This window comes from Amycolatopsis sp. cmx-11-51, from assembly GCF_047608665.1.
In the GTDB taxonomy this organism is placed as follows: Bacteria; Actinomycetota; Actinomycetes; order Mycobacteriales; family Pseudonocardiaceae; genus Amycolatopsis.
This window is the reverse complement of sequence record NZ_JADNQO010000001.1, coordinates 345,408-357,779: the sequence shown is the minus strand read 5'-3', so window position 1 is coordinate 357,779 and position 12,372 is coordinate 345,408. Positions and strand designations below refer to the sequence as shown.

11 protein-coding genes are annotated in these 12,372 nt (G+C 66.6%); 5 read left to right on the top strand and 6 right to left on the bottom strand.

Annotated elements, in window-relative coordinates:
• Positions 1 to 14 precede the first annotated feature (14 nt).
• The 6 genes from ACM6LU_RS01730 to ACM6LU_RS01705 all read right to left on the bottom strand — a co-directional run bounded on the left by ACM6LU_RS01730 (position 15) and on the right by ACM6LU_RS01705 (position 5,600).
• The gene (locus ACM6LU_RS01730) at positions 15 to 983 is read right to left on the bottom strand and encodes a hypothetical protein (protein WP_414935802.1); all 969 of its coding nucleotides are present in this window, start codon (positions 981 to 983) and stop codon (positions 15 to 17) included.
• A gap of 174 nt (positions 984 to 1,157) precedes the next feature.
• The gene (locus tag ACM6LU_RS01725; RefSeq protein WP_414935801.1) at positions 1,158 to 1,928 is read right to left on the bottom strand and encodes a succinate dehydrogenase iron-sulfur subunit; all 771 of its coding nucleotides are present in this window, start codon (positions 1,926 to 1,928) and stop codon (positions 1,158 to 1,160) included.
• The gene (gene sdhA, locus ACM6LU_RS01720) at positions 1,928 to 3,682 is read right to left on the bottom strand and encodes a succinate dehydrogenase flavoprotein subunit (RefSeq protein ID WP_414935800.1); all 1,755 of its coding nucleotides are present in this window, start codon (positions 3,680 to 3,682) and stop codon (positions 1,928 to 1,930) included. The genes ACM6LU_RS01725 and sdhA overlap by 1 nt, the downstream gene beginning before the upstream one ends.
• 29 nt (positions 3,683 to 3,711) lie before the next feature.
• Positions 3,712 to 4,125: a succinate dehydrogenase hydrophobic membrane anchor subunit gene (locus ACM6LU_RS01715; protein ID WP_005165555.1), complete on the bottom strand. Its 414-nt coding sequence runs from the start codon at positions 4,123 to 4,125 to the stop codon at positions 3,712 to 3,714.
• A 2-nt stretch (positions 4,126 to 4,127) separates the two neighbouring features.
• The gene (sdhC, locus tag ACM6LU_RS01710) at positions 4,128 to 4,571 is read right to left on the bottom strand and encodes a succinate dehydrogenase, cytochrome b556 subunit (RefSeq protein ID WP_414935799.1); all 444 of its coding nucleotides are present in this window, start codon (positions 4,569 to 4,571) and stop codon (positions 4,128 to 4,130) included.
• 774 nt (positions 4,572 to 5,345) lie between these two features.
• On the bottom strand, positions 5,346 to 5,600 hold the full coding sequence (locus tag ACM6LU_RS01705) for a hypothetical protein (RefSeq protein ID WP_414935798.1): 255 nt from the start codon (positions 5,598 to 5,600) through the stop codon (positions 5,346 to 5,348).
• 221 nt (positions 5,601 to 5,821) lie between these two features.
• Here ACM6LU_RS01705 and ACM6LU_RS01700 point away from each other — a divergent pair, with 221 nt between their 5' ends.
• The 5 genes from ACM6LU_RS01700 to ACM6LU_RS01680 all read left to right on the top strand — a co-directional run bounded on the left by ACM6LU_RS01700 (position 5,822) and on the right by ACM6LU_RS01680 (position 12,372).
• A complete protein-coding gene (locus tag ACM6LU_RS01700; protein WP_414935797.1) occupies positions 5,822 to 6,580 on the top strand; it encodes a Tat pathway signal sequence domain protein in 759 nt (252 codons plus the stop codon).
• 474 nt (positions 6,581 to 7,054) lie between these two features.
• Positions 7,055 to 8,191, top strand: a complete 1,137-nt coding sequence (locus ACM6LU_RS01695; RefSeq protein ID WP_414935796.1) for a BMP family lipoprotein — start codon at positions 7,055 to 7,057, stop codon at positions 8,189 to 8,191.
• 80 nt (positions 8,192 to 8,271) lie between these two features.
• Positions 8,272 to 9,846: an ABC transporter ATP-binding protein gene (locus ACM6LU_RS01690; protein ID WP_414935795.1), complete on the top strand. Its 1,575-nt coding sequence runs from the start codon at positions 8,272 to 8,274 to the stop codon at positions 9,844 to 9,846.
• Positions 9,847 to 10,012: 166 nt separating this feature from the next.
• Positions 10,013 to 11,101, top strand: coding sequence for an ABC transporter permease (locus tag ACM6LU_RS01685; protein ID WP_414935794.1), 1,089 nt, complete (start codon positions 10,013 to 10,015; stop codon positions 11,099 to 11,101).
• Positions 11,098 to 12,372 (top strand): ABC transporter permease, encoded by a 1,275-nt coding sequence (locus ACM6LU_RS01680; protein ID WP_414935793.1) that lies wholly within the window; start codon positions 11,098 to 11,100, stop codon positions 12,370 to 12,372. Before ACM6LU_RS01685 ends, ACM6LU_RS01680 begins: the two co-directional genes overlap by 4 nt.

The window sequence follows — 12,372 nt, the reverse complement described above, 5'->3', positions numbered from 1 at the left end:
GCCTTCACGGACCGTCAAGCGGCTCGCGAGACCAGGTTGACGGGAGGGCGTGGGCGTAAGGACGCGGCAAGGTGGGCCGCATTCAGTTCAGCCACTACACCCGCTGGATCCGTCAGGAGCTGAGAAGGAAGTGTCTGCACGACAGTGATCCCGGCGGTGGCGTAGCGGGTGTTCCGCAGAACCGTGCGCTTGTAATCGTCGCGGTAGAAATGGAAGTCGAAGGAGTCGATCTCCCACGCGAGCGCCACCTCGTCCCACCAGGCATCGGGACGCCCGATGTAGCCGCCATGGCTGTCACGGATCTCGGGATTCCAATGGCTCGGCCGGACCATGAGACTACGACTGAGTATCTTCGCCCGTGCCTCCGCCACGGAGCAGAGGTCCTTCCACTCGGCGAGAATCCTACGGGGGACTGCTGTGCCTCGTTTGGAACCGATGTCCAACTCGTGGGCGAGAGCTTCGGGCGAGCACCGGCCGCGCTGGATCGACTCGACGAGGAGACGGCCGACAGGTTCGGCCGTCCGCAGGCGTCGGCAGGTGTCCGTGGTCGCCCGAACGAGTGGCGCCAAGGGGATGCTGTCGCGGATTCGCGGTTCCGGTAGGCGATGGGTTCGCTCGACGGTCACGAATTCAGCGCTGCGGATTTTGTGTTCGTGGGGGATGAGGACGTGAATGTCTTCGTCCGGAGGTAGCTCGCGTGGGCGTAGGCCGTGCCGGCGGCAGGCTTCCACTCCGGTCACGACCGCCCGCGGCCCTGCGTGGAGCAAAGCTCCCGTCACACGTTCCAGAGACGTGGGAGCAGTGTTGTGGAGAAGAATGATCCCTGGAAGCAGCCGTTGCCATGGGCCGCCGGGTAGGCATCTTCGGTAAATGACCTTGCTGCCCATTTCGAGCGATTCCAAGGCCGTGGCCTTGATGACGCCGTGCCGGCTTCGTTCCTGGAGCAGTTCGGGGTGCTCAGCCCATCTGCCGCGCTTGTTCATGAGCACAGCGTGGGCCTGCCGGCACCGCGATCACCAGACACCTTTCGCCGACCTGTGGATAACCCACCCCTTGTGGATAACTCCCCTGAAGTCCGTGAAGGCCTCCTTGAGGGACCCTGGGTCTCTCAAGGAGGCCTTCACGGACAGCCGCTGGAGCCGCGAGCCGCAGAAGGGTTAGACGCGCTTGAAGAGCAGAGCGCGCTTGACTTCCTGGATGGCTTTGGTCACCTGGATCCCGCGCGGGCAGGCGTCGGTGCAGTTGAAGGTCGTCCGGCAGCGCCAGACGCCTTCGGAGTCGTTCAGGATGTCGAGACGCTCTTCGGCGCCTTCGTCACGCGAGTCGAAGATGAACCGGTGCGCGTTGACGATCGCGGCCGGGCCGAAGTACGAGCCGTCGTTCCAGTACACCGGGCACGAGGAGGTGCAGCAGGCGCACAGGATGCACTTGGTCGTGTCGTCGAACCGGTCGCGGTCGGCCTGCGACTGGATCCGCTCGCGCGTGGGCTCGTTCCCGTAGGCGATCAGGTACGGCTTCACCGCACGGTAGGCCTCGAAGAACGGGTCCATGTCGACGTAAAGGTCCTTGAGCGTCGTCAGGCCCTTGATCGGCGCGATGGTGATGGTGGTCTTCTTGCCACTGGTCTCCAGCAGGTCCTTCATCAGGACCTTGCACGCCAAGCGGTTGATGCCGTTGATCTGCATCGCGTCGGAACCGCAGACGCCGTGTGCGCACGAGCGACGGAACGAGAACGTCCCGTCGATGTAGTCCTTCACGTAGAAGAGCAGGTTCAGCAGCCGGTCGGTGCGCTGCGCCGGGACGTCGTAGGACTCCCAGTGCGGCTCGGTGTCGACCTCGGGGTTGAACCGCAGGATCTTCAGCGTGACGGTGATCGGCGTGTGGTCGGAGGACACGGCCTCCGACTTCTCGGGGGTGGCCGTGGTCATCAGTACTTCCGCTCCATCGGTTCGTAGCGGGTGAAGGTCACCGGCTTGTAGTCCAGTCGGATATCGGAGGCGAGACCAGAACCCTGCTTGTAGGCCATGGTGTGCCGCATGAAGTTCGTGTCGTCGCGGTTCGGGTAGTCCTCGCGCGCGTGTCCGCCGCGGGATTCCTTGCGCGCCAGGGCGCCGACGACGAGAACCTCGGCGAGTTCGAGCAGGAAGCCGAGTTCGACGGCCTCGAGTACGTCGGTGTTGTACCGCTTCCCCTTGTCCGACACGGTGATCCGCTCGTACCGGTCCTTCAGCGCCTGCACGTCGGTCAGCGCCTGCTTCAGCGTGTCCTCGGTGCGGTACACCGAAGCGTGCGAGTCCATCGTCTTCTGCAGTTCGGTGCGGATGTCGGCGACGCGCTCGTCACCGTGCTCCGAAAGCAGGCCCGAAAGCTGCTCTTCCACGATGGTGGTCGGGTTCTCCGGCAGTTCGACGAAGTCGTGCGCCAGCGCGTACTCGGCGGCGGCGATGCCGGCACGGCGGCCGAAGACGTTGATGTCGAGCAGCGAGTTGGTGCCGAGCCGGTTCGAGCCGTGCACCGAAACACACGCGACCTCGCCCGCGGCGTACAGGCCAGGAATGACGTTCTCGTTGTCCCGCAACGCTTCGCCGTGGATGTTCGTCGGGATTCCGCCCATCACGTAGTGACAGGTCGGGAACACCGGCACCGGCTCGGTGACCGGGTCGACACCCAGGTACGTCCGGGAGAACTCCATGATGTCCGGGAGTTTCGCGTTCAGCGTCTCTTCCGGGATGTGCGTGACGTCGAGGACGACGTAATCCTTGTTCGGTCCGCAACCGCGGCCCTGCAGCACTTCCTGCACCATCGACCGGGCGACGATGTCGCGCGGCGCGAGGTCCTTGATGGTGGGGGCGTAGCGCTCCATGAACCGCTCGCCGTCGGCGTTGCGGAGGATGCCGCCCTCACCGCGCACGGCCTCGGAGATGAGGATGCCGAGCCCGGCCAGACCTGTCGGGTGGAACTGGAAGAACTCCATGTCCTCCAGCGGCAAGCCCTTGCGGAAGATGATGCCGAGGCCGTCGCCGGTGAGGGTGTGCGCGTTCGACGTCGTCTTGAAGATCTTGCCCGCGCCACCGGTGGCGAACACGATCGACTTCGCCTGGAAGACGTGCAGCTCGCCGGTGGCCAGCTCGTAGGCGACGACGCCGGAGGCGACCGGGTTGCCGTTCTCGTCCGGGGTCAGCACCAGGTCGAGCACGTAGAACTCGTTGTAGAACTCGGTTCCGTGCTTGACGCAGTTCTGGTACAGCGTCTGCAGGATCATGTGCCCGGTGCGGTCCGCGGCGTAGCAGGCGCGGCGCACCGCGGCCTTGCCGTGGTCGCGGGTGTGCCCGCCGAAGCGGCGCTGGTCGATCTTGCCTTCGGGTGTCCGGTTGAAGGGCAGGCCCATCTTCTCGAGGTCGAGGACCGCGTCGATGGCTTCCTTCGCCATGATCTCGGCGGCGTCCTGGTCGACCAGGTAGTCGCCGCCCTTGATCGTGTCGAAGGTGTGCCACTCCCAGTTGTCCTCTTCGACGTTCGCGAGCGCGGCGCACATGCCGCCCTGCGCCGCGCCGGTGTGCGAACGCGTGGGGTAGAGCTTCGTGAGGACCGCGGTGCGCGTGCGCTGGCCGGATTCGATGGCCGCGCGCATGCCGGCGCCTCCGGCGCCGACGATCACCACGTCGTACTTGTGGAACTGCATTGAGGACTCCGCTTAACGTGTGGTGGGCGTCAGTTGGCCGAGATACCCGGGTCGAAGGTGAAGATCACCATCGTGCCGACGGCGAGGATCAACACCATCGAGACGTAGAGGACGATCTTCAGCCAGAACCGGGTGCTGTCCTTGCGGGCGTAGTCGTCGATGATCGTGCGCAGCCCGTTGCCACCGTGGATCTCGGCGAGCCACAGCATCGACAGGTCCCAGAACTGCCAGAACGGCGAAGCCCAGCGGCCGGCGACGAAGCCCCAGTTGATGCGGTGCACGCCACCGTCGAGGATGTTCATGATGAACAGGTGGCCGAGCACCAGCACGATCAGGGCGAGGCCCGAGATGCGCATGAACAGCCAGCTGTAGAGCTCGAAGTTGCTGCGGCGGGCGGCGGCGCGCTTCGGTGCGCGCGGGCGCTCGAGTGCGAGTTCAGCCATGGTCAGTGCCCCCCGAACATAACCTCGACGGTGCGCTTCATCATGAAGAAGGCACCGGGAATCATCACCACGACCCAGATGGCCAGGATCGTCCAGAGCATCGGCTTCTGGAACTTCGGTCCCTTTTCCCAGAAGTCGACCAGCATGACCCGGATGCCGTTGAGCGCGTGGAACAGCACCGCGCCGACGAGGCCGACTTCGAGGAGGTTGACCAGCGGGGTCTTGTAGGTCTCGATGACCTCGTTGTACGTGTCGGGTGACACGCGCACGAGCGCGGTGTCGAGCACGTGCACGAAGAGGAAGAAGAATGTCAGCACGCCGGTGATGCGGTGGAGCACCCAGGACCACATACCGGGGTCGCCCCGGTAGAAAGTCCCTTGCCGGCGTGAGGCACCCGTGGAGGCGCTCGAGGCCGCCTCGGTGGCGGTGCTAGCCGTGGTGGACATCGGTGAACGGCCTCCAACGTCATGGCTTGGGCCCGCTGACCGCTGGTTTCCGCGCCTGCCGCCGGGACGCCCACCTGGGGACGGCTCCGGCGACGGTGCCGAGATCATGGTCATCGAGCGTGGATAAAAGGATGCTAGACCCGCTCCTCACGGTGGGCTCACCTCCGGGTTCGTCTGTGTGATGGACCAGACATCACGCCCCGTCGCGGGTGACCCCGTCGGATCCGCCCCGGTTTGTCGCATCCGCTCCGGTCTCAAGTGCTCAGGCCACCGAACATCAGATCTCTCTCAGTGATACACCCGGAGGGGATCCGTCGGGCTCGGCCGAATGAGGTGACAATCCTGTAATTCGCTGACGAGGTATAGGTCATATCTTACGTTCACTCCGGTCATACATCCGACCACTCAGCCGAGTTCACGATGGGGTGACTATGGGCCAGCCCGCTGGTTCCCCACGCCGCGATCTGCTCGGCGGATGCCACCGGAGGAGCGCCGGCGCGGACTGGTCTCGGTTCCTCGCCGGACAGGATCCGCGCTGGGAACGGCCGTTCCTGGGCAACGGCAACGAATGGGGTGTCGCGCGACTCCCGATCGGGAGGGTCCTGCTCACACCGGTGGGTGAACTTACCTGCGCCTGGCTGCGACTCGACCTCTGGAACGCCGAGCTCACCGGGACCGTGACCACCGGCAAAGACACCCGCGCGTTCGTGCACAGCTCGCGCGATCTGTTCTTGGTGGACGTCGCACCGAGCGCGGGAGAACGAGGCTTCGGTCTCACTTTCGCGGTGAGCCGCGCATCGTCCGCGAGCAGCCAGGGGCGACACCACCGTGGTCGTCCAGCCGCTCGTCGCCGGCGGGCAGAACGCGACGGCGTACCGGGTGCGCCGGGCCGGGCGGATCACCGACGACGGTGCCGGAATTCCTGTTCGCCAACGGCAGCGAGGGCACGCCGGACAACGTCGTCGGCGCGACGATCCCGGTGCCCGCCGGGAAGTACGCCGCCCTCCATCTGCTCGGCGCCGCCGACACCGCTGAAGGTGTCCTATGTGGATGGATCGGCCGACGTTCCCAGCGGCTCACCGGATGGCGTGCGACGGCGGCGTCCGGCGAGAGCGAGGCCGCCACCACGAATCAACTGCACGCACGGGCCGGGATCCAGTCCGTGAAGCTCGCGATCTTCCACCAGCGTGTTCCGCCGCCACCCCAAGACCGCACGTCTTCGCGGTCACTCTCGAGAAGGGAAAGTAGCCATGGAGAACCTCGACCGCCGGAAGGCGCTCATCCTGGGCGCGGGGGTGCTCGGCGCGGCCGCGCTCGGTACCGGGACGGCGCACGCGGCCACCTGGACACCGCGATGGAGCCCGGACCCGGCGAAGGACGGTCTGCGCGTGTTCGAAGGCCTGGAGGACGACCGCGCCGGATCGCATCCCGGCGTCAAGCACATCTACCCCCACGGCGACCACTGGCGCTTCGACATGCACACACGGGATGTCGACACATCGACAGACCGGCAGCGCAACGAGGCGAAAGGGATGCGTGACGGCGACACGACGTACAAGATCCTGCGGGACCAGACCTGGCGGATGTCGTACCAGGCCTTCTGGCCCACCGAGCTGACCGCGACGACGGCGTTCACCCACCTGTTCCAGATGAAGGTTCCCGACGTCGGCCCTCCGCAGTGGACCCTCACGCCGCGCCAGAAGGGCGGCAAAGGGGTGCTGACCATCGACGGTGACTCGGGGGCGGAGGCCGACCTCGCCGACTCCGTGCCGCTGCAGAACAAGTGGATCGACGTGTCCTGGGAGTTCAAGGCTTCGCACCGCGGCTACCTGCGTTGCGTGCTCAAGGACGGTGCCAAGACCGTCGCCGACGTCCGGAAGGCCGCGGATCTGTGGCGGGACGTGCACTACCTGCGGCCGAAAGGGGGCGTCTACCGCAGCCTGAACTCGTCCGGCCTGACGAACTGCCATCAGAACATCCGCGGGCTGAAGTCCTTCCAGCTCGTGTGAGAGCCCGGGCGCCTGCTCACCGAAGGGGGCTGAAGGGGACCTTCCCCTCATCTCACGCGGCGAAGAGCGCTTTCCCCGCATCGCATGCGGGGAAAGTCCCCTTCAGCCCCCTTCGGCGCGCGGCACTCGTCTGAGGCAGGAGTGCGTGCTCACCGACGGTGGCGAAGACGGCCGACGTGACCAGGGCGGCCTGACCACCTGCGGATTGGCCCTGAACAGCGCGTGAAGGCCCTCTTCACCCGGCTCAAACGAGGGAAGGGGGCCTCATGCGACTACCCCATTGCGATCACCCTAAGTACTTTGTTCGTCGCGCGTACGACTCATGAGTAAACGTTTGTGTTACGTAGCGTGCCTTTCCTATGGCGGCTAAGCGGCCGTTAGGTACCGTCTCTCGGTCGAACCCGGCACTGTCGCCGGGTCGTTTCTTCGGACCATCCGCTGGATCAGCGGGGAGGGAGACACACGTTGCGTCGCATGCGTGGAACCGCGCTGGCCGCCGTCACCATGGCCGGTGCACTCGCACTGGCCGGGTGCGCGAAGGATTCCGGAGCGGGGAACAACAACAACGCGAGCACGGGGGACCAGGCCGCCGGCTGCGTGACCGCGCCGAAGCCGCCTGCCGCGCCCGCCGCTTCGAGCAGCACCCAGAGCGGTGAGAAGGTCGACGGCAGCAAGCTCAAGGTCGCGCTGGCCTTCGACGTCGGCGGTCGTGGCGACGCGTCGTTCAACGACTCCGCCGCCGCCGGCACCGACAAGGCGAAGGCCGAACTCGGCGTGGCCACGGTCAGCGAGAGCACCGCGGCGACGTCCGAAGACGAGGCCGCGAAGTCGCAGCGTCTCGACCAGCTCGCCGCGCAGGGCTTCAGCCCGATCATCGCGGTCGGCTTCGCCTACGCCAAGGCCGTCGGCGCCATCGCGCCGAAGTACCCGAACACCCAGTTCGCGATCGTCGACGACGACTCCGTCAAGGCCCCGAACGTCACCCCGCTGGTCTTCGCCGAGGAGCAGGGCTCGTTCCTGGCCGGTGTCGCCGCCGCCTACAAGTCGAAGAAGTGTCACGTCGGCTTCGTCGGTGGCGTCAACACGCCGCTGATCCAGAAGTTCGAGGCCGGCTTCCTGCAGGGTGTGAAGGCCGCTTCAGCCAAGGCCGTCATCGAGGACGAGTACCTCACCCCGGCCGGTGACTTCTCCGGGTTCCAGGACCCGGCGAAGGGCAACGTGAAGGCCGCGGCGCAGATCTCCAAGGGCGCGGACGTGGTCTACCACGCCGCCGGCGCCTCCGGTAAGGGCGTTTTCGAGGCCGCGAAGACCGGCAACGCGCTCGCCATCGGCGTCGACTCCGACCAGTACAACCAGAAGACGGTCGAGGCGTCGAAGGACGTCATCGTCACCTCGATGCTCAAGCGCGTCGACGTGGCGGTGTTCGACTACCTGCGCGCACTGGCCAAGGGTGACCTGACGTCGCTGCCGAAGCGCTTCGACCTCAAGGTCGACGGCGTCGGCTACGCCACCTCCGGCGGCAAGATCGACGACATCAAGGACGTCCTCGACGGCTACAAGGCGCAGATCGTCTCCGGGGCGATCACCGTCTCGGACAAGCCGCAGAAGTAAGGTTCGTCTCGCAGCGGGGCTCGGGAGGGTAACCCCTTCCGAGCCCCACCTGTTTGTCTCCCAGAACTGGATGGCTTTTCATGAGCGCTCCCCAGGCCGAGGTCACCGACGCCCCCGACCGGGGTGAACCGGCCGTGCAGCTGACCGGGATCACCAAACGATTCCCGGGTGTGGTGGCCAACTCCGACGTCAACCTCACCGTCGCCAAGGGCGAGGTACACGCCGTCTGCGGCGAGAACGGCGCCGGCAAGTCCACCCTGATGAAGATCCTCTACGGCATGCAGCAGCCGGACGAGGGCGGCATCGCGATCAACGGTTCACCGGTGAGACTGCGCAACCCGCAGGACGCCATGAGGGCCGGTATCGGGATGGTCCACCAGCACTTCATGCTGGCCGACAACCTGACCGTCGGGGAGAACGTCTTCCTCGGCGCCGAGGGGCTGCACGGCATCGGCCGCGCCGCCAAGGCGAAGCTCGGGAAACTGGCCGAGCAGGTCGGCCTGCGCGTCCGCCCGGACACGCTGCTCGAAGAACTCGGCGTCGCCGATCGCCAGCGCGTGGAGATCGTGAAAGTGCTTTATCGCGGCGCACGGATCATCATCCTGGACGAGCCGACGGCGGTGCTCGTGCCTCAGGAGGTCGACGCGCTGTTCGAGACGGTCCGCGGCATGCAGGCCGAAGGCTTCACCTTCCTCTTCATCTCCCACAAGCTCGACGAGGTGCGCGCGATCGCCGACACGGTCACCGTGATCCGCCGCGGCACCACCGTCGGCACGGCAGATCCGAAGGCGATCACCTCGCGCCAGCTGGCCGAGATGATGGTCGGTTCGGAACTGCCCAGCCCCGAGACCCGCGAGTCCACTGTGACCGACCGGCCCGTGCTGCGCCTGGACGACGTCTGCCTGAACGTCGAGGGTTCCGAGCGGAACGTCCTCGACCACATCTCCTTCACCGTGCACGCGGGTGAGGTGCTCGGTATCGCCGGTGTCGAAGGAAACGGCCAGACCGAACTCGTCGAAACGATCATGGGCATGCGCAAGGGCGGCGGCCGGATCGAACTCGTCGGCACCGACGGCAAGGCCGTCGAACTGCACAAACTGGGGACGCTCGCCCGCCGCGAGGCGGGCATCGGCTACATCGCCGAAGACCGCACGCGGCACAGCCTCCTGCTCACCCAGCCGTTGTGGGTCAACCGGATCCTCGGCTACCAGACGCGGAACCCGGTCGCGAAAGGCCAGCTTCTCGACATCCCCGGCGCACGCCAGGACACCCGCCGCATCGTCGAGCAGTACGACGTTCGCACACCGGGCATCGACGTCCCGGCCGCCGCGCTTTCGGGCGGTAACCAGCAGAAGCTGATCGTCGGCCGTGAGCTTTCCGGGAACCCGGTGCTGCTGATCGCGTCGCATCCGACGCGCGGTGTCGACGTCGGCGCGCAGGCACTGATCTGGGAACAGATCAGCCGGGCACGGGCGGCGGGGCTGGCCGTGCTGCTGGTGTCGGCCGACCTCGACGAGCTGATCGGGCTTTCCGACACCATCCGGGTCATGCTCCGCGGGCGGCTGGTCGGCGAGGCCGACCCCGCGACCGTGACCCCGCAGCAACTGGGCTCCGCGATGACCGGGGCTTCCGAAGACGAAGAAGGTGCAGCGTGAGTAGGTTCGAGATTCGCGGCACCCCTGGTGATCGAGGAGCGCGCGCCCGCCGGCAGGCGCCGCTATCGCGGCGGCAGGGCGCACTCCCCGATCACGAAGGCAAGAAGTATCAGCCGCGCCCTGGTGACATGATCGCGGTCGCGCGCAATTCCGCGGGAGGCACACCGTGAGTTCTTGGCGCACGAGGCTGCTGCCGCCTCTGCTCGCGATCGTTTTCGCCGTCATCCTGACCGCGATCGCGCTGATCATCTCGGGCGCCGACCCGCTTCAGGCGTACGGCACGATGATCGGCCAGCTGTTCAAGGGCTCGACCGCGGTCGACACGATCAACCTCGCGACGGTCTACTACCTGTCCGGTCTCGCCGTGGCCATCGGCTTCCAGATGAACCTCTTCAACATCGGGGTCGAGGGTCAGTACCGGTTCGCCGCCATCGTCACCGCCATCATCGGCGGGGCGCTGAAGCTGCCGCCGGTGATTCACGTGCTGGCGATCCTGGTCGTCGCGGTGGCCAGCGGCATGCTCTACGCGGCCATCCCGGCCGTGCTGAAGGTGACCCGCGGTGTTTCCGAAGTCATCTCGACGATCATGCTGAACGCGATCGTCGGTGGCATCGTGGCGTTCCTGGTCAACGCCGACCAGTTCGGTGTGCAGACCGGCAACAACATCGCCACCCGCGAGATCGCCGAAACCGGCCGGATCCCCGGCATCCCGATCGGCTCCGGCGAGCTGTTCGGGTTCGTGATCATCGCGATCCTGATCGGCGCCGCCTACTGGTTCATGCTCAACCGGACCCGGTTCGGTTTCGAGCTGAAGGCCAGCGGCGAATCGACGACGGCGGCCGCCGCGGGTGGCGTGAACGCCAAGAAGATGACGTTGATCGCGATGCTGCTTTCCGGTGGCATCGCCGGTCTGATCGCGATGCCGGAACTGCTCGGCCGCGACTTCACCTACGGCATCACTTCGACCCAGATGTACGGCTTCACCGGTATCGCGGTCGCCCTGCTCGGCCGTAACCACCCGGCCGGGATCGCGCTGGGCGCCCTGCTGTGGGCGTTCCTCGACCGGTCCGCCGTTTCGCTCGAGCAGATCAACGTGTCCAAAGAGATCGCGGTGATCATGCAGGGCGTGATCGTGCTGTCGGTCGTCATCGCGTACGAGATCGTGCGCCGCGCGGACCTGGCCGCCGAACAGCGACGTGTCGGTCGCGCGCTGGCGGGTAAGGGTTCCAGCGTGTCCGAGGGAGGTGCGGTGTGACCACCGCGGACGTTCTTTCGCCCAACTCGGGCGGGACCACCATGCCGGTGAAACGGCCGAAGCGCCGTATCCCGGGTTGGGCCAAGGGCGCCATTTGGGGTCTGCTGGCGATCGGCGTGCTCTCGGCCGCTTCGTACGCCACCGGCGTCAACACACTGACTTCGACCAACACCGCGCACACCGCGCTGCGGCTGGCGTTGCCGATCCTGCTGTGCGCGCTCGGCGGCCTTTGGGCCGAACGCGCGGGCGTGATCAACATCGGCCTCGAAGGCATGATGATCCTCGGCACCTGGGGTGCCGCTTGGGGCGCCTTCTACGGCGGTGTCTGGGCCGGGCTGCTCGCGGCGGTCGTGTTCGGCACGCTCGGTGGTCTGCTGCATGCCGTCGCGACGGTGACCTTCAACGTCAATCACATCGTCTCCGGTGTGGCGATCAACCTGCTCGGTCTCGGCGTCGCGAAGTACCTCGCGAACCTGGTGTTCACCCCGCTTTCGGGGAACCCGCGCCAGTCGCCGCCGGTCCCGAAGTTCGACACCTACTCGGCGACGTTCCTCTCGGACTGGCTTTCGGATCTGGAGAAGATGCAGCGCGTCTTCCTCTCCGACCTCGCCGGGGTCGTCAACGGGCTGATCACCGAGGTCGCGCCGCTGACGATGATCGCGATCGCGCTCGTCCCGATCAGCTACTTCGTGCTGTGGCGGACGCGATTCGGCCTGCGGCTGCGGTCCTGCGGTGAGAACCCGGTCGCGGCCGAGTCCCTCGGCGTCAACGTGTACGCGCACAAGTACGTCGCCATGATCATCTCCGGCGGGCTGGCCGGGATGGGTGGCGCGTCGCTCGTGCTGCTCACCGGTGGGGCGGACTACCTGGAGAACCAGACCAACAACCGCGGGTACATCGGCCTCGCGGCGATGATCTTCGGCAACTGGCGGCCGGGCGGCCTGCTCGGCGGCGCGGCGCTGTTCGGTTACGCGGACGGGCTCCAGCTCGCCGGCGGCGGGACCGCGGTGCTCGCGCTGCTGTACGGCGCGGTGATCCTGCTTGCCGTGCTCGTGGTCGTGCAGTTGTTCCGCCGCCAGTGGATCGCTTCCGCGCTCGGTGTCGCCGGCGCGGGTCTGCTGTACGCGATCTACTGGACCAACGACGACCTGCCCAGCGACCTCATCCCGTACACCGCGCACTTCGTGACGCTGATCGTGCTGGCGGTGGCTTCGCAGCGGCTGCGGCCGCCCAAGGCGGACGGCGCACTCTACCGGCGAGGCGGGGACTGA